Source organism: Hymenobacter lapidiphilus, from assembly GCF_003417065.2.
Lineage (GTDB): Bacteria > Bacteroidota > Bacteroidia > Cytophagales > Hymenobacteraceae > Hymenobacter.
This window is the reverse complement of sequence record NZ_QVLT01000040.1, coordinates 1-22,335: the sequence shown is the minus strand read 5'-3', so window position 1 is coordinate 22,335 and position 22,335 is coordinate 1. Positions and strand designations below refer to the sequence as shown.

General features: G+C 63.7%; 18 protein-coding genes. 10 read left to right on the top strand and 8 right to left on the bottom strand.

The genetic code is table 11. The features are described 5' to 3' along the window. Positions 1–98: 98 nt before the first annotated feature. Together D0N36_RS17150 and D0N36_RS17145 are read right to left on the bottom strand one after the other, a co-directional pair. Positions 99–1,589 (bottom strand): cellulose synthase family protein, encoded by a 1,491-nt coding sequence (locus D0N36_RS17150; protein WP_190242738.1) that lies wholly within the window; start codon positions 1,587–1,589, stop codon positions 99–101. Between the two features lie 171 nt (positions 1,590–1,760). After that, positions 1,761–2,450, bottom strand: coding sequence for a glycosyltransferase family 2 protein (locus D0N36_RS17145; RefSeq protein ID WP_116943049.1), 690 nt, complete (start codon positions 2,448–2,450; stop codon positions 1,761–1,763). Positions 2,451–2,694: 244 nt separating this feature from the next. On the opposite strand from D0N36_RS17145, the gene D0N36_RS17140 reads away from it, so the two are divergent. Next, a complete protein-coding gene (locus D0N36_RS17140) occupies positions 2,695–3,156 on the top strand; it encodes a peroxiredoxin (RefSeq protein WP_116943048.1) in 462 nt (153 codons plus the stop codon). Positions 3,157–3,282: 126 nt separating this feature from the next. Here the strand turns inward: D0N36_RS17140 and D0N36_RS17135 are convergent, their stop codons facing one another. The 3 genes from D0N36_RS17135 to D0N36_RS17125 all read right to left on the bottom strand — a co-directional run bounded on the left by D0N36_RS17135 (position 3,283) and on the right by D0N36_RS17125 (position 6,442). After that, a complete protein-coding gene (locus D0N36_RS17135; RefSeq protein WP_116943047.1) occupies positions 3,283–4,659 on the bottom strand; it encodes a 4Fe-4S binding protein in 1,377 nt (458 codons plus the stop codon). A 189-nt stretch (positions 4,660–4,848) separates the two neighbouring features. Beyond that, a complete protein-coding gene (locus tag D0N36_RS17130) occupies positions 4,849–5,073 on the bottom strand; it encodes a hypothetical protein (protein ID WP_116943046.1) in 225 nt (74 codons plus the stop codon). Positions 5,074–5,110: 37 nt separating this feature from the next. Further along, positions 5,111–6,442 carry an NAD(P)/FAD-dependent oxidoreductase gene (locus D0N36_RS17125; protein ID WP_116943045.1) on the bottom strand — a complete coding sequence of 444 codons (1,332 nt, stop codon included), beginning with the start codon at positions 6,440–6,442 and terminating at the stop codon, positions 5,111–5,113. A 202-nt stretch (positions 6,443–6,644) separates the two neighbouring features. On the opposite strand from D0N36_RS17125, the gene D0N36_RS17120 reads away from it, so the two are divergent. Both D0N36_RS17120 and D0N36_RS17115 read left to right on the top strand, forming a co-directional pair. Beyond that, positions 6,645–7,049 carry a hypothetical protein gene (locus tag D0N36_RS17120; RefSeq protein ID WP_116943044.1) on the top strand — a complete coding sequence of 135 codons (405 nt, stop codon included), beginning with the start codon at positions 6,645–6,647 and terminating at the stop codon, positions 7,047–7,049. Between the two features lie 327 nt (positions 7,050–7,376). Next, the gene (locus tag D0N36_RS17115) at positions 7,377–8,339 is read left to right on the top strand and encodes a carboxypeptidase-like regulatory domain-containing protein (RefSeq protein WP_116943043.1); all 963 of its coding nucleotides are present in this window, start codon (positions 7,377–7,379) and stop codon (positions 8,337–8,339) included. An 87-nt stretch (positions 8,340–8,426) separates the two neighbouring features. On the opposite strand, the gene D0N36_RS17110 is transcribed toward D0N36_RS17115, so the two are convergent. Continuing rightward, positions 8,427–9,902: an APC family permease gene (locus tag D0N36_RS17110; RefSeq protein WP_116943042.1), complete on the bottom strand. Its 1,476-nt coding sequence runs from the start codon at positions 9,900–9,902 to the stop codon at positions 8,427–8,429. 293 nt (positions 9,903–10,195) lie between these two features. Between D0N36_RS17110 and D0N36_RS17105 the strand changes: the two genes are divergently transcribed. Further along, on the top strand, positions 10,196–12,949 hold the full coding sequence (locus tag D0N36_RS17105; RefSeq protein WP_116943041.1) for a hypothetical protein: 2,754 nt from the start codon (positions 10,196–10,198) through the stop codon (positions 12,947–12,949). 176 nt (positions 12,950–13,125) lie between these two features. On the opposite strand, the gene corA is transcribed toward D0N36_RS17105, so the two are convergent. Next, on the bottom strand, positions 13,126–14,352 hold the full coding sequence (gene corA / locus D0N36_RS17100) for a magnesium/cobalt transporter CorA (RefSeq protein ID WP_242478979.1): 1,227 nt from the start codon (positions 14,350–14,352) through the stop codon (positions 13,126–13,128). Between the two features lie 129 nt (positions 14,353–14,481). Between corA and D0N36_RS17095 the strand changes: the two genes are divergently transcribed. The 5 genes from D0N36_RS17095 (at position 14,482) to D0N36_RS17075 (ending at position 19,892) form a co-directional block, all read left to right on the top strand. Continuing rightward, entirely contained in the window at positions 14,482–15,501 is a 1,020-nt protein-coding gene (locus D0N36_RS17095) for a GNAT family N-acetyltransferase (RefSeq protein ID WP_190242737.1), read from the top strand. A gap of 206 nt (positions 15,502–15,707) precedes the next feature. Next, positions 15,708–16,973, top strand: a complete 1,266-nt coding sequence (locus tag D0N36_RS17090; protein WP_116943040.1) for an MATE family efflux transporter — start codon at positions 15,708–15,710, stop codon at positions 16,971–16,973. A gap of 160 nt (positions 16,974–17,133) precedes the next feature. After that, positions 17,134–18,885 carry a S41 family peptidase gene (locus tag D0N36_RS17085; RefSeq protein WP_116943039.1) on the top strand — a complete coding sequence of 584 codons (1,752 nt, stop codon included), beginning with the start codon at positions 17,134–17,136 and terminating at the stop codon, positions 18,883–18,885. A 111-nt stretch (positions 18,886–18,996) separates the two neighbouring features. Then, positions 18,997–19,698 carry a glycosyltransferase family 2 protein gene (locus tag D0N36_RS17080; protein ID WP_116943038.1) on the top strand — a complete coding sequence of 234 codons (702 nt, stop codon included), beginning with the start codon at positions 18,997–18,999 and terminating at the stop codon, positions 19,696–19,698. Between the two features lie 2 nt (positions 19,699–19,700). After that, positions 19,701–19,892 carry a hypothetical protein gene (locus D0N36_RS17075; protein ID WP_147320956.1) on the top strand — a complete coding sequence of 64 codons (192 nt, stop codon included), beginning with the start codon at positions 19,701–19,703 and terminating at the stop codon, positions 19,890–19,892. 175 nt (positions 19,893–20,067) lie between these two features. Here the strand turns inward: D0N36_RS17075 and D0N36_RS17070 are convergent, their stop codons facing one another. Continuing rightward, positions 20,068–21,741 carry an ArnT family glycosyltransferase gene (locus tag D0N36_RS17070; protein WP_190242736.1) on the bottom strand — a complete coding sequence of 558 codons (1,674 nt, stop codon included), beginning with the start codon at positions 21,739–21,741 and terminating at the stop codon, positions 20,068–20,070. 75 nt (positions 21,742–21,816) lie between these two features. Here D0N36_RS17070 and D0N36_RS17065 point away from each other — a divergent pair. After that, positions 21,817–22,335: hypothetical protein (locus D0N36_RS17065; protein WP_199798364.1), on the top strand; the 519-nt coding region annotated here is incomplete at its 3' end.

Below are 22,335 nucleotides of genomic sequence, written 5' to 3'. Positions count from 1 at the left end.
GCAAGGGGTGAACTAAGTTATTGGGAGCCAGACATACCGTAGGAGCGGGGGCAAGCCCCGCTCCTACGGTATGTCGTTTTACCTGCCCAAAAACCCCATTAGGCGTGGCGCAGCGAGTAGTAGAACACCAGCCCGTAGCCGGTGGCCAGCAGCAGGTGGGTGGGCAGCAGGCCGTATTCGTGCAGATAGATGCCGGCCCCGATGCCGAACAGGAAGTAAGCGGCGAGCAGGCCTTCGAGCAGAGTGAGGCCGCCCAGCAGTCGGCTGGTGCGGTAACGCCGGCCGCGCCAACTGCTGGAGCCAGCCGCTTTAGTAGCCCCGGCGCCCAGCTTGGGCGTGCGGATAAAGGCGCTACGCTGGCCCAGCAGCCCCAGCAGCACGGCGCGGGAGTTGTGCAGACTCAGGCCCATTGAAAACGCCAGAAACAACAGTAGCTGGCCCACGAAGCCCATGGGGGTAGGCCGCCGCCGGGCCGCCTGCTGCCAGGCCGTGCGGAAGTAAAACGTGAGCGGCAGCAGCGTGACCAGGAACAACGAGGCCAGGTAGAAAACCGGCCGCAGCTGCTCGGCCCCCAAGGCCCGCACAAACAGCAGCGGCACGCTCAACACCGCCATCAGCAGAATAGCCACGAACACGGCGCTATTGAGCAGATGAAACGTGGCGTGCAGACGGGTGCCGAGCGGCTGGCCCGAGCGCCATACCTGCGCCAGGTGCTTGCGGGCCGTTTCGGCCGCGCCCTTGGTCCAGCGAAACTGCTGCGACTTGAGCGCATCCATGGTGATGGGCAGCTCGGCGGGAGCGGCTACCTGGGGCAGATAGTGGAAGTGCCAGCCCCGCAGTTGAGCCCGGTAGCTCAGGTCGAGGTCTTCGGTGAGCGTGTCGGCGTGCCAGCCGCCGGCATCCTCGATGCAGGCGCGCCGCCAGATGCCGCCCGTACCATTGAAGTTCAGGAAGTGCCCGCCCGCCTGCCGGCCCACCTGCTCCACGAAAAAGTGCGCGTTCAGCCCAAAAGCCTGCAGTTCAGTCAGCAGCGAGTAGTCTTCGTTGAGGTGGCCCCAGCGGGTTTGCACCACACCGGTGCGGGCACTGTTGGGCCCGAAAAAGTGCGGTACCGTTTGGCGTAGGAAGTCGGCTTCAGGGAGGAAATCAGCGTCGAAAATGGCAATAAGCTCGCCCTCGGTACAGGTGAGACCGTGGACCAGGGCGCCGGCCTTATAGCCGGTGCGCTCGGCCCGCCGCTCGTGGGTGATGTGCAGGCCCCGGGCAGCATGGTGCTGCACGCGAGCCGCGGCCAGGGCCACGGTTTCGTCGGTCGAATCGTCGAGCACCTGCACGTGCAGGCGGCCGGCGGGGTAGTTGAGGGCGGCGCAGGCATCAATGAGGCGCTCGACCACGAATGGCTCGTTGTAGAGCGGCAGCTGTACCGTCAGGCGGGGCCACTCGGCGGGCGCGGGCGGCGCGGGCAGCGGGGGGGCGGCGTACACGCGGCGGGCCAGCCGCGTCAGTTGCCATTGCGTGAGGCTGAACCCCAGCAGCAGCAGCAGGCACAGGCCATACACCGTTATCAACAGAACTTGCAGAGCGAGCATTTAGGGGGTAAGCGGGTGATGGGGTGAGCGGTTGGGCAGGTGGTAGAGTGAACGTCATTCAGAGCGCAGCGAAGAATCTCGCGTGCTACCATTGCGACGACAAACTAACGTCAGCACGCGAGATTCTTCGCTACGCTCTGAATGACGTTTCTCTTTTCACCTCACAGTCCCTTACAAATACCGAAAAATCGTCCACAGAATCTTATAGCCCGCGCCCAGGGTGCCTTTTACGGTGCCCGATACTTTGCTGACGCCAATGCGGCGGCGGTAGCGGACGGGCACTTCCACGGAGCGCAGCCCAAGCTTGGCGGCCTTGAGCTGCATTTCCACCGTCCAGCCATAGGTGGTATCCTGCATGCCGATACGTTGCAGGGCCTCGCGCCGGATTGCCCGGAACGGGCCCAGGTCGGTGAACCGGGCGCCGTAGAACCAGCGCAGCAGGGTAGTGGCCAGCCAGTTGCCGAATAGTTGCTGGGGTAGCATCGAGCCGTTTTCCCGCTCGCCCAGGGCCCGCGAGCCAATCACTATGTCGGCCTCGTCGCGCACGATGGGCTGCACCAGCGCCGTCATGTCGGCGGGGAAGTCGGAATAGTCGCCATCGAGAAACACGATGATGTCGGCCTGCTCGGCGGCGGGGCGGGCGAAGCAGTGGGCCATGCCGGCCAGGCAGGCGTGGCCGTAGCCGGGGCGGGGCTCGCGCAGCACGGTGGCCCCGGCTGCGGCTGCTACGGCCCCCGTCTGGTCGCCCGAGTTGTTGTCGACCACGATAACCTCGCGCACCAACCCGGCCGGAATTTCGGCCAGCACCCGGCCAATAGATTGCTCCTCGTTGAAGGCGGGAATGATAACGTCGATGACCATGCAGGAGCGGGGAGGAGAGAGGCGGCCGGCCCGATTCGGGCGGCTGGCCGGCGCTGGCGAACTGCCGCCGGCACCAAAAGCGGTGCAAAGATGCACAGATGCCCTGGCTTCGGTCGGGCCGGCAGCTGGCGTGCCGGCTGCGGGGGCGCATCGGCAGTTTTGGGCTACTTTTGCACCGGCCCACGGTTGGGCTAAGCCCGCGCAGCTCCGCGCCCAGCTACCGGCCCCGCGCCGCTCCAATTCTATGCTCCAGACCGGCGACCAAGCCCCCGATTTTACCCTGCCCACTGCTACCGGCGACACGTTCCGCCTCAGCGACCTGCGCGGCCAGCGCAACGTGGTGCTCTACTTCTATCCCAAGGATAACACGCCCGGCTGCACCACCCAGGCCTGCTCGTTCCGCGACGAATACCAGGATTTCCAGGACCTCGGGGCCGAAGTGGTAGGCGTCAGCTCCGACTCGGAAGCCTCGCACCAGCAGTTCGCCGACAAGCACCGCCTGCCCTTCCCGCTGCTGGCCGACACCGGTGGGCAGGTGCGTAAGCTCTACGAGGTGCCCCGCGCCCTGCTGGGCCTGCTGCCCGGCCGCGTCACGTTCGTCATCGACCAGCAAGGCGTCATCCAGTACATCTTCAACTCGCTGAGTAACGCCGCCGACCACGTGAGCAAAACCAAGGAAGTGCTGACCAAGCTGGCCAAGAGTTAAGGAAGACGAAAAAAAAGTCAAAAGAGAAAGCCGTTTACAAACATTGAAATGATTGTAAACCGGCTTTCTCTTGGTGGTATCATGCCGTGCTTTAGCATTTGGTTTAGAGAGCACGGGGAACCGTGCCTAACTCAATATCCGCAGCGAATCGGCGTGGATGAGTTGGGAGCCCTGGTAGCGGTTTTCGCGGGGGCCGTTTTCGAGGTTGAGTACGCCGCGGGGGCAGGCCGTGGAGCACATGCCGCAGCCCACGCAGGAGGCCCGGATGATGGGCTCGCCGCGTTGGGCATACTGCTTCACATCGATGCCCATTTCGCAGACGTTCGAGCAGTTGCCGCAGCTAATGCACTGGGCCCCGTTGGTGGTGATGCGGAAGCGCGAGAAGTGCTTCTGGAGCAAGCCCAGGTAGGCGGCCATTGGGCAGCCGAAGCGGCACCACACCCGCGCCCCCATCAACGGGTAAAAACCCACGCCAATCACGCCCGAAAATACAGCGCCAATAGCGAAACCATAGGCCTGAGAAAGCGGCTGAGTGATACCCTGCAAGGCCGGTACCGCACCCGAAGCGCCCACCCACAGCAGGGCGGTGAGGGCCACAATCAGCCCCAATACTGTGTAAATTATGCGCACTTCCCAGCGCCAAGCGGTGCGGCTTTTGTCGGAGAGCTGGCGATAGGGGTCGCCGGCGGTTTCGGCCAGGCCCCCGCAGCCGCACACCCACGAGCAGTACCAGCGCTTGCCGAAAAAGTAGGTGAGCACCGGCGTGGCCACGAAGGAAATAACGGCGGTCCAGAACACCATGAATACGCCCAGCGCCGGCCCGCCATCCTTTAGCAGGTAGCCCACGGTGTCGGGAAACAGGTAGTCCTGTTTGAGGGGCCAGAAGTAGCTGAAGTAGAATTCGGGCCGCTGAAAGGCCAGCAGCAGCCCCGGCAGCAGGAAGGCAAACCCGAGCTGAAAGAACATCAGCGAGCCGGTGCGGATGAGGTGGTAGGGCGAGTGGCGGTACTTCAAAAGCCCCCGCACGCCCATCACCAGAATGGCCAGCGTGTAAAAGGCGCCGTAGAGAAACCACTGGTCGGAGGGCTTATTGCGCAACGCCTGACTAAACGGATCGAGGGCGTGCACGAGCTGGTTGAGCGGCCCGAAATTGCCCTGGTCGTCGGGGCTGCTGAACCAGTAGAGGATGACGTAGAAACCCGTGAGCACGATGCCCGTAATCCAGGCCACGGCCCCGCGGCTGGTGCTGGCCCGCAGCCACAGGTTGTTATGCTGCACCCCGGGTGGCTTGCGGCCGTATTTCCAACCGGCCCAGCCCAGCGTACCGATGCTGATGAGGCCCAGCGCCGCGTAGAAGCAGGCGTGCGCCCGCTGCGCATCGGCATCGAAGGTGGCGGGCAGCAGCAGCAGCAGCCCTAGCGCTACCAGGGTCAGCAGCAGCTTTTCGGTGCCCGCCACCTCGGGTAGGGGCGCATCGGCGGTCAACGTTTGGGTAGTGGTCATGGGCAGGGCTGGATGATGATTGGACTGAACGTCATTCCGAGCATGTGGCGCATAGAGCCAGGGTGCGGAGCCGTAGCCGAAGAATCTCTCCCGCTACAGCAAATCCTGATGTTAGGATTAGCATTGCAGTAGAGATTCTTCGACTCCGCTGCACTGCGCTCAGAATGACGTTCTGGCTAACCGCTACTTTTAGTGATGATGGTGGCCGTTGTTGGGTTTTCCGAACAGGTTGAGCAACGAGCCCACGATGTACAGACCCAGCCAACACCAGTACAGGTAGAGGTAGCCCTCGGGCCGGGGGTAGTTGAGCAGGTGGATGATGAGCTGCGCGCCGCCGCTCATGATGGCGCCCACCACGGCAATGTACTGGAAGCTGTTGAGGGCGCTGGGATGGTAAAGTTTGCTGAAATCCATGCGGAGGAAGAAAATAAAGGCGAAAATGGCCGCCGGGCTATACGCGAAACAGGCCCTTGCGGCGGCGCAGCTGCACCGCGTGCTGCGGGAACTGCTGGTTGAACTGCGCCACAATGGCTGCCTCGTGCTGGCGGAAAAACTCGGGGTCGAAGTTGGCCGCGCCCAGGTTGGCCAGCACCTCGGTAACCGGCGTGCCGGCCTGTAGCCAAGCGGCCCAGGTGTCGTGGCGCTGGCGCAGGCCCAGCACATTCAGGCCAGTTACGGCCAAGGTGTCGGGCCGGAAATTGATGCGTAGCAGCGCGGCGCGGGTGGGGTGCTGCCAGCAGAAGCTATGCTCGTTGGCGGCGGGTTCGGCGGGCACGCGGCCGTAGGTCTGGTATTCGAGGTCGAAGAACTTGGCCGAGTTGAACCACTGGCCGCGCTGGTAGGGGCGGGGCGCGGCGCCGCAGAGGGTGTGGGCCACGGTTTCGCCCTGCTGGCGGCCGGTGTACCAAAGCTGCTCTACGGCCACCTCACCCGCGGTCGGGGCGCGCAGCTGGGCGCAGTCGCCGGCCGCATATACATGGGGGTCGGTGGTTTGCAGGTGCTCGGTCACAAGTACGCCTTTGTCAACATCGAGGCCCCCGGCGGCGGCTAAATCGAGGTTGGGCTCTACGCCGATGGCCAGGCCCAGCCACTGGCAGGGCAGCTCCTCGCCGGCGGTGGTGCGCACGGCCCGCACCCGGCCGTTCTCGTCGGCCAGAATTTCCTCAAGCTCGGTTCCGTAGCGCGTAACGATGTGGTGGGCGTCGAGCTGGCGCTGCACCAGGGCGGCTTCCTCAGCCGGCAGAATGGCGCCCCAGTAGCGGGCGTCGCGGATGAGCATGGTAACGGCCATGCCCTTGGCGGCCAGCATCTCGGCCAGCTCGACCCCAATCAGCCCGCCGCCCACAATTACGGCCTCGCGCACGCCCTGGCGGGTGTCGCGGGTCAGCAGCTCCAGGTCGGGCAGCGTCACGAAGGTCTGCACGCCGGCTAGTTCCGAGCCCGGCCAGGAGCCGCGGCGGCCCCGCGAGCCGGTGGCCAGCAGCAGCTTGTCGTAGGCCAGGGCCATACCGTTGTCGAGCTGCACGGTTTTGGTAGCGGTGTCGAGTCCGGTGGCGGTGGCGTGCACCAGCTCCAAGCGGTTTTCGGCCCAGAACCAGTCTTCGTAGGGCTTGATGTCCTGGTAGCGCATGTGGCCCAGGTACACGTACATCAGGGCGGGCCGCGAGAAATGATGGGTGCTTTCGGCCGATACGAGCGTGATGCAGGCCTCGGGCCGTAGCTGCCGCGCCGTGAGGGCGCACGTTACTCCGGTGATGCCGTTGCCGATAATAACGAGGTGCATAGCGCTGGGTAGGAAAACGAAAGTAAGTTGAGGCGGTTGTAGTTCTGGCCGGGGCCGCGAACCGCTGGTACTTACGGCCGCAAGGTATTTTAAAGCTTCGTTAATTCGGCTCAGCTACGAATATAGCCCGAATTCGGCCTTAACCCCGGCCCCCGGCCCCGCGTAAAGCAAGCATCTTCTTCCACTCATTTATCACCCCCGTATGGCTACCCCCAACCAGAACGACAACGACCTCAATAGCAACAAGGAAATTGTTAATGCGCAGCAAAGCGCCATTCCCGACAACGAGCAGCTCAAGCAGAAGCAGGAGTACGACAAGTTGCTCAGCAACGGCAAAGACGCCTCCGACCCCTCGGCCCAGCGCAACGTGGGTGCTGGCGGCTACACCCAGCGCGCCGACCAGAAAGACCAGCTCGAAAACCTGACCATTGTCGGAGGCGAAGGGGTGCCCCAAGGCGGCAACGACCACTCCGACACGGCCCAGCCCAACACCGGCCCCGGCTTTGATGTGGAAGGCAGCTACGAGATGGGCAACGCCATTCGCAGCCAGGAGCAGAAATTTGGCGAAGATGCCCCCAGCGGTCCTGCCCAGCCCGCTCAGGACTAAGGCATAGCACGAACCGCAAAAGCAGCGGCCCCGCAGGACGGTTGGCTACCCTTGATCGTATCCTCGGATTCGGTTGGGAAGGCCGGACGCCCTGCGGGGCCGCTGCTTTTGCCGACCGGCTTATTGGGGGGAATTGCAAATAATAGACCGGTAGAACGCTTTTTTCGGATAAGATTGTTTTTTAAACCGCAGAAAGGGTTGAAAAAGACAACGGTAATCCTATATCTTTAGGATCCGATAGTATCGGATTGGGATAATGCAGTAGCTATTGTCTTCATCCGTCGACTCGGCCGACTTCCTTTTTTTTGCTTTTACCAAGCCGCGCCTATGGACTCTTCTACTCCCACCACCCCCGAAATCACGCCTGAAAACGAGGATTTCTCGCCCGATATCACCCCGGACGAGGAAGAACTCTCGTCGGGTAACGGCCGGCTGGCCCTGATTGCCGGCGGCATTGTGGCTGCCGTACTGGTGGGCTACCTGCTGCTACCGACTGCTATAACCAACCCTGGCGGCACCCCCGAGCTGCCCACGCCCACCATGATGTTGGGGGAGGCTTCCATAACGGGCACGCGCACCCCCGATGAAACGGCCCCGGCCGATGCGGCCACTGCTGCTACACCTGTTGAGACGGCCAAGCCAGCCCCAGCCGCCGCCCGCACTGCGGCCACTGCCCGCAACACTGCTGCTGCCCCGGCCGCTGCCCCCGAGGCCGATGGGCCGGATGAAGTGGCGCTGGCGCCGGTTGTGCCCGCCACCCCTGTAGCCGTGGCAGAGCCCGCCGAGCTGGCCCCCACTACCCTGAAGCTGAATGGGCGGGTGCTCGATGAGAACGGCCAGCCGCTGGCCGGCGCCACCATTCTGCTCAAAGGCTCGAAGGCCGCTACCAGCACCGATGCCAACGGCAACTACGCGTTGGAAGTACCCGCCGGAACCGACAACACGCTGCTTTACGGTTACGCGGCTACGAAGACCAGCTGCTTCGCTCGCGCAACACCAAAACCCAGAACGTTACGCTCGTACCACGGGAAGGCGCCAAGCGCCGCCGTCGGTAAAGAAGCGGAAAACACGAAGAAGCCAGCACGTGAGCAAGCCCCTGATGTCAGCCTTGGTATCAGGGGCTTTTTGCGCCTGGGTAAGTCGGGGGAGGGGCGGCGGCCGCTTGCTGCCACGCGCACCTGCAGGCCACAGCGGGGCAATACAGGCAGTTGGCTGCGCATTGGCTGCCGGCACCGATGTAACCGATTAGCCTTATTTGTTCGTGCTGCAAGCCTGATGCTGCCGCCCTGAAGCCATGGGCAGAGGGTCTTTAACGCACTCAGCCCCCCGATGCTGGCTAGCATCAGGGGCTGAGTGCGTTAAAGGCCTTTCAGCGCTTTAGTTTTCCAGTTTCTTGAACCGGCTGCGGAACAGGTAGTACACCGGCACGCCCAAGGCCACAAGCAGCAGGCCGCGCTGGGCGAATTTAGAATTTTCAGGGTCGGTGAGCAGGATGAAGCAGAACGCGGAGGCCAGCACGATGTAGAGTAGCGGCACCACCGGGTAACCCCAGGCCCGGTAGGGGCGCGGCGCGTCGGGGCGGGTGCGGCGCAACACGAAAATGCCGATAATAGTGATGACGTAGAACAGAATCACCGAGAACATCACGTAGTTGAGCAGCTCACCATACGAGCCCGACAGGCACAGCAGGCTGGCCCAGGCGCACTGGCCCCACAAAGCCACGCCCGGTACGCCGGCCTTGTTCAGGCGGGCCATCCCCCGGAAAAACACGCCGTCTTTGGCCATGGCGTAGTAGGCCCGCCCGCCCGACAGCAGAATGCTGTTGTTGGCGCTGAACGTGCTGATCATAATCAACACGGCCATTACATAGGCGCCCACCGGGCCCATAATACTCTCGGCGGCGGCCGTGCCCACGCGGTCGTCGGTGGCGTACTGGATGCCGCGGCCCAGCACGTCGGTGGCGGCCGGGTCGCCGTGCAGCGGCAGCACCAGCAGGTACACCACGTTTATCAGCAGGTACAGGCCCGTTACGATGCCCGTGCCCAGGGCCATGCTCAGCACAATGGTGCGCTCGGGCTTCACAATTTCGTCGCCCGCAAAGCCGATATTGTTCCAGGCGTCGGAGCTGAACAACGAGCCCGTCATGGCCAGGCCAATGGCTGTAACCAGGGCCGCTACCGTGAGGGGCGTGCCCTGGCCGGTGGCGTCGAAGCTCACGGCCTGCCACACGTTCTGGAAGTTCTGGCTCAGGGCTTCCTGCTTGATGCCCAGAAACAGGCCCGACAGAATGAGCAGGGCCAGCGCCACAAGCTTAGTGCTGCCGAACACATTGGAAATCCACTTGCCGCCCCGCACCCCGCGCGAGTTGATGTAGGTGAGCAGCACCAGCATGGCAATGGCCAGCAGCTGCACCGTGCTGAATTTGAACGAGCCCAGCAGCGGCATATTCTTTATCTCAAACAGCACATTAGCCTCCGAAAACCAGGGAAACAGCACGCCGGCAAACCGGGCAAAGGCCACGGCCACGGCCGCAATTACGCCGGTCTGGATGACGAGAAACAGCGACCAGCCGTACAAAAAGGCTACCAGCTTGTTGTAGGCTTCGCGCAGATACACGTATTGCCCGCCCACCTTCGGAAACATAGACGACAGCTCGCCGTAGCTCACGGCCCCAGCCAGCGTAATCACGCCCGTGAGCAGCCACACCACCAGCAGCCAGCCCGAGGAGCCTACTTTGCGGCTGATATCGGAGGAAACGATGAAAATACCGGAGCCAATCATGCTGCCGGACACAATCATAACGGCATCAAACAGCGTAATGGCCCGCTGGAAATGGCCTTGCTTTTCGGACATATAAGAAATGAAGAAAGGGAGTTGGGGCCGGAAGATAGCGGATGAAGGGCAATGAGGGGGTTAGGCAACCCGGTAAATAAAGGACGCAATGCATAGCGCGGCGAAGAATTTCGCTTGCTGACGTGGCAGAAGGACCCCATCCGACTGCACGCAAGATTCTTCGTGGCACTCTGCATGCCGTTCTGACCTTGTTCCTCTAGTCACCGAGTCGCGTATTGGCTCAATCTCGTCCGGCTCCGGCCCGATTGCCTATTTTTGCCTGCCTAGCCCTTGCCGTCTCCCGTTTTCCCCGCATGTCCAACCGCGTACTCGTCTGGCTTACCCTGCTGCTGCTGCTCACGGCGCTGGGCTCCTACGTGTACTACCGCCGCACCGTGGCCAGCGTGCCCGTCGACCCCTGGGCCCTGGTGCCCGACGACGCCGTGCTGGTGACCATGACCCGCGACCATCCCACGCTGGTGCGCCATCTCAAGGAAACCCAGGTCTGGGACAACCTGACGGCCGTACGCTATTTTCAACAGGTCGAGGAAAACCTGGTGCTGGTGGACAGCCTAGCCGGGGGACGCGATGTGCTGCTCAAGTTTCTGGGCCGCAAGCGGGTGCTCACCTCGGTCCACGTAACCGCACCCCAGCAGTTCGGGCTGCTGTTTCAGGTTCCTATCGGCAGCGTACGTGAGTACCGGCAGGTGCGCGGGCTGCTGGAAGACTTGGGCCGCGCACCCGACTTCAAGGTAACCACCCGCGACTATGAGGGCCAGGTGCTCACCGACGTGCGCCGCCGCGTAGCCACCGAAGGCGAGGAGAGTGGCGGTATCACGCTGCTCAACTATCGCAACCACCTCGTGCTTAGTAGCACGCCGGGTCTCGTGGAGGCCGTGGCCCGCCGCCTGGCCCGGCCCGAGATGCCCACCGTAGCCGCCGATTTCCAGAGCACCGATTACTTCCGGCTACGCGATGTGGATGCCACGCTGCTGCTCAACCAGCGGCGGCTGCCCCAGCTGCTGGGCGTACTGTTCCGCACCGAGCTGACGCCCGAAATAGCGGCCGTGGCCAGCCTGGCCCGCAACGAACTGACCGAAATGCGGCTGGCCGGCAACAAGGTGGTTTTCCAGGGTTTCGCCAATCCCGAAACTGCCAGCGGCAGCCTGCACCAGCAGCTGAAGGGCCAGCCCGCCCAGCGCCTGCACATGGCCGAGGTGCTGCCGCTACGGGCTGCGCTGGTTGTGCATCTGGGCCTGGGGCCGGTAACGGCCCTGCGCGGCCCCCGGCCCCGGGCCGCTACCGACTCGCTCGCCCCGGGCGTGCCGTCACTCCTCGACAGCCTGCGCGGGCAGCTGAGCCGCGAGGTGGCGCTGTGCTACCTCAGCACGAACTCGGCGCGGGTGCGGCCGGGCAAGCTGGCACTGGCCTACACCGCCAACCCGGCCCGCGTAACCACGCTACTGGGCCGGCTACGGCGGGCGGTGGGCGCCAGCCCTTCGTTTGGCAAAGTGGGTAGCTACCAGCTGTACCAAACCGGCGTGGCCGAGCTGCCCCAGCAGTTGCTGGGCGACCTGTTCACGGGGTTTGGGGCGCGGCCGGTAGTAGCGCAGGTGGGCAGCTACGTAGTATTTGGCGATGATGAGGCCGCCCTGCGCCAGTACCTGGCCGACATGGGTGCGGGCGAAACCTGGAGCCGCTCGCCTACGCAGGTGGCCTTTCTGCAGGAAACCCAGCCCCTGGCCCGCCTGCGGGTGCTGCTCGACACGCGCAACTGCTGGAACCTGCTGCTGCGGGGCCTGCAGGAGCAGCGCCGCGCCGGGCTGCTGCGCAACGAAACACTGTTTAAACGCTTCCCGCAGGTGTCGCTGCAATGGGTGCCGGCCGATAATGAGCAGGAGGCCGGCGCGCAGTACTTCACGCAGTTTCTGCTGCGCCACCCGGCCGAAGGCCCTGCCGAGGCCCGCCCCCAGAACGCCGATGGCACGGGCAGCGTCCTCGATTTTAAAGTGCCCCTGAGCAGCTCGCCCGAGGCCGTAGTAGTGGCCGGGGCACGGCTGCCGGGCGTGCTGGTGCAGGATACGGCCCACGTGCTGCACTATGTAACGCCCGAAAACGTGGTGGCCTGGTCCGACTCGCTGCCCGGGCCGCTGGTGGGGCCCACTGTGCGGCTGCCGGGGGCGGGCGGCCTGCTGCTGGCCACGCCCCGGCAGCTATTCCAATTCAACAACAGCGGCCAGCTTCAGCCCAACTTCCCGCTCAACCTGCCCGATACGGTGCGCGCCACTTCGCTGAGCGTGTCGGGGGTCGTGCGCCCGGGCGGGGCACGCCGGCTGCTGGTAGCCGGCAGTGGCAGCAACCTGTTTCTATATGATAACCGGGGCCTCGCCTACGCCGGCTGGCAGCCCAAGCAGCTGGAATTCCGGCTTGCCGCTCCTCCGCAGTACCTGGTGGTGGATGGGCGCGACGTGGTGCTGGTGCTGCTCGAAAACGGCTATGTGTACGCCTTCGATCAGACCGGCGGGTCCTACCCGGGCTTCCCGCTGAGCGTGGGCGCGCGGCTGGCCAGCGCGGCCTTCGTCGAAATCGGGGTCACCCTGCGCCGCACGCGCCTGACGGTGGTTAACCAGCACGGCGAGCGGGTCAGCTTCAACCTGAGCGGCGACGTGGTGGCCCGCCGCCGGGTAGCCACCTGGAGCCGCACCTCGCGCTTCCGCCTGATTGCCGACCAGCGGCAGGCTGGCTATGTAGTGAGTCGCGAAGATGGCGGCCGGCTCACGCTATTCGATCCGGAGGGCGAATCCCTGCTCAGCCAGTCGTTCCTGACCACGGCTCCGCGCTCGGTGCAGTACTTCAACTTCGGCCCCGGCCGCCAGGCCTACGTGCTCACCGAAACCGGCCCCGGCAAGGCCTACCTCTACGACGCCCGCTTCCGCCTCATCGGCGGTAAGCCCTTCGACAGCACCACCCCCCGCGTCGACCTCACCTACAACCCCGCCACCAGCACGTTCCACCTGTTCCGCGTGAACGGCAACGAGCTGCGCAGAACGGATATTTTGGTGAAATAGGGAAGGAGGTATTGGGGTGATAAGGGAAAAAGAACGTCATGCTGAGCGTAGCGCAGCGGAGTCGAAGCATCTCTACCGCTTCGTTGCTTTCAACAGGATTTAGCCAAAGGGAGAGATGCTTCGGCTGCGCTCAGCATGACGTTCCCTTTCTCACTTCTCAAAACCTCACTTATTCGTCAGCCAGCCTTTGCGGTAAAAATAGATGAGCTGGAAAGTGACGATGAGGGCCAGCAGGGCCAGTAGCACCGGGTAGCCCCAGGGGCTGTATAGCTCCGGCATATTGAGCGGGTTGATGCTGCGTCGGGCGCCTCGCGCTGGAAGTTCATACCGTAGAGGCCCACCACAAAGCTCAGCGGAATGAAAATGCTGCTGATAATAGTCAGCACTTTCATTACTTCGTTGGCCCGGTTGCTCTGGTCCGACATGTACAGGTCGATGAGGCTGCTGACGGTTTCACGGTAGCTCTCGGCCAAATCCAGGGCCTGAATGGCGTGGTCGTAGCAGTCTTTGAAGAACACCTTGATGTCTTCGGGCACCTCGTCGTCGGGCATGCGGAGCAGTTCGGCAATCTTTTCGCGCTCCGGGTACACCAGCCGGCGGAAGCGCACGATATCCTTCTTCACGTGCAGGATGCGGGCGAGCACCCGGCGGTCGGCGCGGCCCTGAAAAATACGCTCCTCCAGCGTTTCGAGGTAGTCGCCGATGGCGGCCATGGTAGGATAATAGTGGTCGAGCACCACATCGGTGAGGGCGTAGGCCAGGTACAGCGGCGGGCGACGGCGCAGGCTGCTACGGCCCGTGCGCAGCCGAACGCGCACCGGCTCCAGGCAGTCGTCGTAGTCGTCCTGGAAAGTGAGCACGTAGTTGGGGCCGGTGAAAACGGAGAGCTGGTCGTCTTCGATGGTGAGCAGGCGGGTAAACTCGGTCATGCGCGAAACCAGGAACAGGCCGTCGTCGGTTTCCTCCACCTTGGCCCGCTGGTAGTCGCTGAGCACGTCCTCCATCTGCAGCGGATGAATGTTGAAATCATGCTGCAGCCGCTCTATCAGGGCCAGGTCGTTGTAGCCGCGCACATCGAGCCAGTGCTTTTTGTCCGGATGCTGCCGGAAAAAAGCGTACAGCTCGTCGTAGCTGGCATACTCCTGCTCGTGGAAAAAATCCTCCTCGTACGTAGTCAGCAGCAGGCGCGGGGGCAGCGCGTCGGGGCGAATAGTGAGCGTGCCGGGGCGCTGGCCGATGCGCTCCTCACGCAACCGACGGGCTGTTTCCAACTCCACTAAATCGGCGGCTGACATTTCCTGGTCGTTATCGTCATCATCATTATAATCATGAGCAGGGGGCGCGGTAAGGAACGGCTTAGCGGGAAGGGGCGGGGTGGACCGGGCGGCGGGTGGCGGGAGCATAGGGCAGGAAATGCAGAACGGGAACAGTTTACGGGATTTTGCCGGGAAAGTGGGTGCGGCACTGGCCCATGCCCTGCGGATGCCCGGCGCAAATCGTTGTACTTTCGCCTCCTGATTTCGGTTTTGCCCTTGCTTTCGCCCTCCATTATTTCTGCTGCCGCCCAGCTGCTGCCACTGCCTGCCTGGGCCGGCGCGGGCTACACGTTGCGGCGGTTGCCGGGCCTCGCGCCTGCGCCGGTACGGCCGCCGGCCTACGTGCCCTGGCTGTATCTGCGGCCCGTGCACCAGGCCCTGCAGCAATGGAACGAAGGCGAGGTGCTGCACTTTTTTCTGGAAAACGAAACCCACACCGTGGCCCAGCTGTCGGTGTATCTGAGCGCCGATGGCCACGCCGCCCGCAGCCCCGGCCGGGCGCCGTTTGGTGCCGTGCAAACCGCTCCTACCCTGCCCGAAACAGTGCTGGAGGCCTTTCTGACAACCGTGGAAGCCAGCCTACGGACGCAGGGCGTGCGCCGGCTTACGCTGCGCCCCCACGCCTTTGCCTACGAGCCCGCCGCCAGCGCCCGCCTGGCTACTGTGCTCGGCCGGCTGGGCTACCAGACTGGCCCCGTCGAAATGAACAGCTACCTGCCCCTGAGCCGTGACTATGAGGCTTACCTGCATCCTTCGGAGCGGCGGCGGCTGCGCAAGTGCGCGCGACACGGGCTGCGCTTCGAGCAGGAGCCGCCGTTGCTGCTGCCGCTGGCCTACGAACTGATTGCCCGCAGCCGCCAGGAAAAGGGCAAGCCGTTGAACATGAGCCTGGAGCAGCTGCAGGCGTTGTTTCGGGCGCTGCCGGGCCAGGTGTTACTGTTCTCGGTACGCGACGCGGCCGGTGAGTGGGCGGCCGTATCGGTGGTAATTGAAGTGCGCCCCGACGTGCTGTACCACTTTTTGCCCGCCAGCCCGCTGGCCTACAACCACCTCAGCCCCATGGTGCTGCTCAATGCCGGCCTGCACGCCTTTGGGAAAGCCAGCGGCATGCGTCTGCTCGATCTGGGCATTTCGGCCCTGCCCACTGGCGTCGATGAGTCGTTGCTGCGCTTTAAGCGCCACCTCGGGGCGGTGTCGGGCCTCAAGCTGACATTCAGCAAGGAGCTGGGTGAGTAGGAAATGAGGTAAGAGGGCAAGAAGGGAAAGAGAACGTGTCATGCTGAGCGGAGCGCAGCGGAGTCGAAGCATCTCTACCGCTTCGTTTCAATCGACGGGATTAGTATTGCAGTAGAGATGCTTCGACTCCGCTGCGCTGCGCTCAGCATGACACGTTCTTTTACACCCTCACAACACCCTCACCTCTTTACCCTCTCACCCAAAAAATGACTGAACCCCGCCGCATACTTATCGGGCGCTTTGTGCGTGGGGCGGCGGGCTCGGGGGTGGCCGTGGTGGCCCGCACGGCGGGGGCGCTGGTAATCAACAAGTTGCTGGCTGTGTATGGCGGGCCGGGCGGCCTCACGCTGCTGGCGCATTTCCAGAACCTGATGGCCCTGTTCACCACGCTGCCCAACGATGGCACGCATGTAGGGGCGGTAAAATACCTGGCTCCGCTGCGGCCCGGCTCGGGCCGTTACCGGGCCTGGCTGGGGGGCGCACTGCTGCTGAATATGCTGGCCGGCGCGCTGGCCCTGCTGGCTCTGGTACTATTACCTGCCCCGCTGGTAGGTGTGCTGAAACTGCTGCCGGGCCAGACGCTGCTGCTCGGCCTTGGGCTGTTGCTGTTGATTGGCTACGCCCTGACGGTGGCCGTACTGCTGGCTGCCGGCCGCATCCGCACATATGTGTGGCTGACGGTGGGGCTGAGCGCCGCCGGGCCGCTGGCGGTGGCGGCCGTGCTGCTGCGCGGTGGCCCGGTGCCACAAGCTCTGCTGGCTTATTTGCTGGCCCAGGGCCTGCTGCTGCTGCCCGCCGCCGTGGTGGCTGCCCGGGCGGGGCTGCTGCCCTGGCCACGCGGCCGCATCAGCCGGGGAGCGTTGCGGGGGCTGGGTAGGTTTTTGTTGATGGCCCTGAGCACGCTGCTGTTTACCAAGGCCGTCAGCTTTGTGCTGCGCGAAGTGCTGGTGCAACAATTTGGGCTGGCTGCCACCGATTTGTGGCAGGCCGTGGCCAAACTCTCCGACAACTACGGCATGGTGGTGTCGTCGGTGCTGGGCACGGTGTACTACCCGCGGCTGGCGGCGCTGGGCAGCTCGCCCGTTGCGCAGGGGCGCTTCGTGCGGCTGGTGCTGCTGGTGCTGGCCCCGGCGCTGGCCGTAGGGTTGGCGCTGTTGTGGCTGACGCGCGACTGGCTGCTGCCCTTGCTGTTCGAGCCACGCTTTGCCGCCGCCGGCTACCTGCTCGGCCCCCAGCTGCTGGCCGACTGGCTGAAATTTCTGACCTGGACACTGCTGTTTCTGCTCACGGCCCGTGCCCAGGTAGGCCGCTACGTGGCGTTCCAGGCCGTTTCGACAGCTGCCTATGCGTTGCTGCTGGTGCTGCTGCTGCCCCGCCTGGGCCTGCTGGCCGCCCCCTGGGCCCAGGCCGCCGACTACGGCCTGCTGCTGCTCTGGAGCCTGTGGTATTTCCGGCGGGATATCTGGCGGTAAGGAGAGGGTGGAAGTAATTTATTGTTTTCTTTGTCGCCCGCCTCAACTACACCACAGGGCTGGGCGCAGGCCTTCGCCAGCGCCTAGAATTAGCCGAATCATTCGTCTAAACGCCCCAAAAAAACGCTAGACCACGGCATCTACCCTACTACTACGTTCCATGAAAATTCGTACTTGGACGTTTACCCTGCTTCTAATTACTGCGCTGGCCGGCCGGGTGCAGGCGCAGAAGCCTTTTAATTCGCTTACAACGGCCGCCCATGATACGGTGTTTCGCCGGGGCTCAGGCGTGAGCTTCCCACAACTCTCCGCCCAGCAAGTAGCGCATCTGACGGTGCTGGGAAAGGTGTGGGGCTTGGTTAAGTACTACCATCCGGCCGTGGCAGCGGGCAAGTTTAACCTCGATGCGGAGCTGTTTCGCCTGCTGCCCGGGGTTTTGGCGGCTAAGTCGGTAGCCGAGCGGGACCAAGTACTCCGTACCTGGCTCCGTGGGCTGGGCGACGTACCGGCCTGCGCCCAGTGCGCGGCCCAGCCCGCGCTGCCGGCCAAGCAGCAAGCCGATCTGGCCTGGCTCACTGACTCCAAGCAGCTTGGCCCAGCGCTACGCCAGCAACTCGAACAGCTGCGCAACAACCGCCACCAGGGGCCCGGCTACTACGTAACTACCGGTTCGGCTGGCAACGCGAATTTTATTCACGAAGAAGCCTACGCCAGCCAAACCACGCCGGATGCAGGTTTGCGCCTGCTGGCCCTGTTTCGCTACTGGAATAGCATCCAGTACTTCTACCCCAACCGGCACCTGATCGGGGAGGACTGGAACAACGTGTTGCCCGCCTTTATTCCGCGCTTCCTGAACGCGAATACGGGCGAGGAATACCGTCTGGCCGTCTTGGAGCTCACGGCCCGCATCCACGATACGCATGCGACCTTATCAGACAAAACCGCGGGCCTGACCCGCCTTTGGGGCGAGTATCTCACCCCCGGCTTGGTGAGCTTTGTCGGCGGCAAACCCGTTTACGCCAAGGCCACCATCAGCATTCTGGCCGCGGAGTGCCCTTTGCAGAAAGGTGATGTCATTACGAGTGTGGATGGGGTGTCCGTCGCCGACCTCATCAAACGGCAACGGCCCTTGCTCTCGGCCTCCAACGAGGCGGCGTTACTGGCGGCCATCGGCGAGAACTTGTTGCGGGGCAGCACGGCGGAGGGGAAAATAGCGGTATTGCGGGCCGGCCAGCCGTTGCTGCTTGCGGTGCCCCGCTACCAACGGGCAGAGCTGACCAAAGCGCCCCTCGATCCGGCCCTGATTTCGAAGGATAGTAGCTACCAGATTCTGGCAGGTAATATAGGCTACCTGCACTTGGGCAAGCTTACGCCCCGGCAGGTGCCGGTGGCCATGCAGGCGCTGGAAGGCACGAAGGGGATGGTTCTGGATCTGCGCACGTACCCTGCTTTTTCGGTTTTTCGCCTGCTGCCCGCCTATTTTGTCACGCAGCCCACGGCCTTCGTCAAATTCACCATGCCGGATTTGACGTATCCGGGGCGGATGGTTGAAACCAAACCGCTGGAGCTCCAGCCCATGCCGCGGCCCTACCTGGGTAAGGTAGTGGTGCTGGTAAACGAAGTCACGCTGAGCCTAGCAGAATACATGGCGATGGCGCTGCAAGTCAATCCTCGGGCCACCATTATGGGCTCTACTACGGCTGGTGCCGATGGCGATGTGACCCGGATTACGCTGCCGGGTGATCTGGTTACCCGCTTTTCGGGCCTGGGCGTACTGTACCCCGACGGCCGGGAAACCCAGCGCGTCGGTATCGTGCCGCAAGTGCGGGTTGAGCCCACGGAAGAGGGCATTCGCGCCAAGCGCGATGAGGTACTGGAAAAGGCCATGCAGATGCTAGCTGCCGCAAAATAACACTGGTAACCAGACGTCGGCGATGCGTAGTATGTCAATCAGCTCTTGCACTAGGCCTCGTAACAAGCTACTTCTCAGATTTACTGTCGACTTTCATTACCTGACCCAATAATGCCCCTCGTTACCATTATTGCGCTGTGCTACAACCACGCCCGGTTTCTGGAGGCGGCCCTGGATTCCATTCTGGCCCAGACTTACCCGCACCTGGAAGTGGTGCTGGTAGATGATGCCAGCACCGACGGCAGCGCCAACATTCTGCGCCGCTACGCCGCCCAGAACCCTGGCTGGCAACTGCTGCTGCTACCCGAAAACCAGAACAACTGCCGCGCCTTCAACCGGGGGCTGGCGCTGAGTAAGGGCGAGTTCGTAATTGATTTTGCCACCGACGACGTACTGCTGCCCGAGCGCATCGCCCGGCAGGTAGCGGCTTTCGAACAGGCCGGCCCGCGTTGCGGCGTGGTGTACACCGATGCCGAGCTGCTCGACGAATCGGGCCGCTTCGTGCGCCACTACTACCGCCGCGACGCCCGCGGCCGCCTGCACCCGCACCCCGCCTCGGGCCTGGTGTTTGCCGAGGTGCTGGCGCGCTACTTCATCAGCACGCCCACTATGCTCATGCGCCGCACCACGCTCGACGCGCTGGGCGGCTACGACGAAAGCCTGAGCTATGAAGACTTCGATTTCTGGGTGCGCGCAGCCGCGACTGGGAGTTTCAGTTCCTGGACATCGTCAGTACGCAGAAGCACCTGCATCCGCGCTCCAAATCGGCCAAAAGCTACCGCCGCCACGATCCGCACCTGGCCTCTACCATAGTGGTGTGCCGCAAAGCCCTGGCCTTATGCCGGACGCCCGAGGAGCGGGCCGCGCTGGTAGTGCGCGTGCGCTGGGAGCTGCGCCAGGCCCTGCGCTACCGCAGCCGCCCCGAAGCCCGCGCGCTATACCAGTTGCTGGGCGAGTTAGGGGCTGTTGGGGTAATTGATTGGGGCCTATTTAAGGTAATGGGCTGATTCGGGTAGGAAAAAGAGGACTGTCATTCAGAGCATGCTGCGCTTAGAGCAGGGACGAAGAATCTCGCGTGAAGCTCGTTAAACGACAACCGCGCGACGAGTTCACGCGAGATTCTTCGTCCCTGCTCTAAGCGCAGCATGCTCTGAATGACGTTCCTTCGCTAACCACTAACCACTAATCTCTCCTCACCTCATACAGTTCCACCAGCCCATCCCGCGCTACCAAGCGACGATTGGGGTACCAGCTGAGCACCGAGTCGGGCGAGTAGCGGATGAGCTTGCGGGTGAGCTCATCATTGGCCAGCGTGGCGCGGTTGAGCAGCAGCCAGGCGGGCTGCGTGGGGCTGATGCGGATGGAGTCGCGGGCGAAGTAGCGGCGGAAGCGCAGGCTTTTGGGCGCTTGGAAGCCGTAGCTGAAAGCGTAATTGTCGAACAGGAAATCATCGACCAGCACGGTGCCCTGTGCCGCCGGGCCGGCCAGCTGCCGTAGCATCCGCACCTGCGCCGCGTGGGCCGAAACCGGCGGCTTGCGCATGAAATACGTTGGTCGCACGGCCAGCGCCAGGGCCAGTACCGCCACCACCACGGCGGCCAATGCGGGCCGGCCAGGCCGTAGGGCCGCGGGCCAGCGGGGCAGCCAGGAGCTTAGCCCCACGGCCATCAGCGCCAGCCCCGGCAACAGGTAGACTACGGCCACGGCCGTGCGCAGCCAAGCGGTCAGCAGCACTAACACCAAGCCCACCATCAAGGCCCGCAAACCCGCCTGCCGCACCAGCCGCTGCAGCCCGAAACCGGCTGCCAGGGCCAGCGGGGGCAGTAGCGGCGTAGTCATGCGCGGGAGCAGGGTGATGGGGTTGTAGCTGCTTAGTGAGGTGCTGCCGAGCCAATAAAAAGCCAGCGTGCTGGCCGCCAGCGCCAGCCAGAAACGCCGGTCGGGCGCTTCACTGGTGGCCTCGCCCGGGGCCAGGGTGCCGGCTGGCCGGCCCAATGCGGCGGCGGCCAACGTAAGCATCAGCCCCAGCCCGATACCCACGAAAAATCCCAGCGGCTGCCACGTAACGCGGCCCAGCAGCGCAGCCCGGTTCCCGACCAGGTAGTTGCCCTCACTCAGGAACCGGTTGGTTTGCTCGATGAGGTGCACCCGGTACAGCACATCATCGGTAACAACGTAATAAAACGCTCCGTAGGCCGCCAGTAGCAGCGTGCCCGCGGTTAAAGCAACAATCCAGAACCGGCCATGCCGTCGGCGCACGGCATCGAGGGCCAGCATGCCAAGGTAAAAAGGCAGGTAGTAGGTAATGGTTTCCTTGCTGAGCAGGGCCGCGAAGCTGAGCAGGGCAAAGCCCAGGCCCCACCACCCGGCCCGCCGCCCCGGCTCGCGGCCCCGCAGCAGCGCCGCCGCCCCGGCCAGGCACCAGAACATGAGGATGTTGTCGGGATAGAGGTAGTTGGTTAGGTTGAGCGTGAAGTAGTGCAGGCCCAGTAGCAGCATGGCCGCCGCAGCTACTACCGGCTCGCGCCGGCCGTACAGCCCATAAATCAGCCCCGCGCAGCCCAGGGTGGCCAGCAGGGGCCAAAGGGTGGCGCTGATAATATTGACCCCAAACAGCGCGAAGAAAACTGCCACCGGTCCAAAGATCAGCCACCGCTCGTGTAGCGGGTCGTGCAGCAGCTCCTGCGGGTCGGGCCCCAGCTCCAAGGTGCCGTGCAGCAGCTGGTAGGCATGCTGGGCGTAGTAATAGTCGTCTACGCCGTAAATCCCTTCGTGGGTCAGCAGGAAATAGGCCCCGGTAAACAGCCCGACGAAAAGCAGCGTCCAGCGGGGCAACGAGTCAGGCAGTCGGTTCACCGCCGCAAGGTAGGAGTGATTGGAAGAAAGGCCGCGCCCGCCACGTATTCGCCATTGTACCGCTACCTTGCGCCCATGCGTCGTCGGCTCTTGATTCTGTTGCTGCCTCTGGGGCTGCTGCTGCTCAGTGGCGGGCTGCTGGGCACGTACTTCGAAACCAACGACGACCTGGCCATTCTGGGGCTGGTGCGCGGGACTACGGCCGCCGTTCCACAGGCCAACCTGTACCTCTACTTCCACGGCTACGCCGCCCTCTGGGGCTGGCTGTATGCTGCCTGGCCGCTGGTGCCCTGGTACGGCCTTACGCTCTACGGGCTGCTTTATGGGGCTACCGTGCTGGTGGGGGCGGTGCTGGAGCCACTGCTGCGGCCGCATTTGCGGCCCGTGCCGCGGGCCTTGGTGCTGGGGCTGCTGTTCGGGCTGGCTTGGCTCGAACATGGGTTCTGGTTCAACTATACCCGCGTACCGCTGCTGCTGGCCGGGGCCGCCCTGCTCTACACGGCCACCCGTTACCCGGGGCGGGGCTGGCGGGCCGTGGTGCCGGGCCTGCTGCTGGTGGGGGCGGCCGCCGGCATCCGGCCCGGCGGGGCGCTG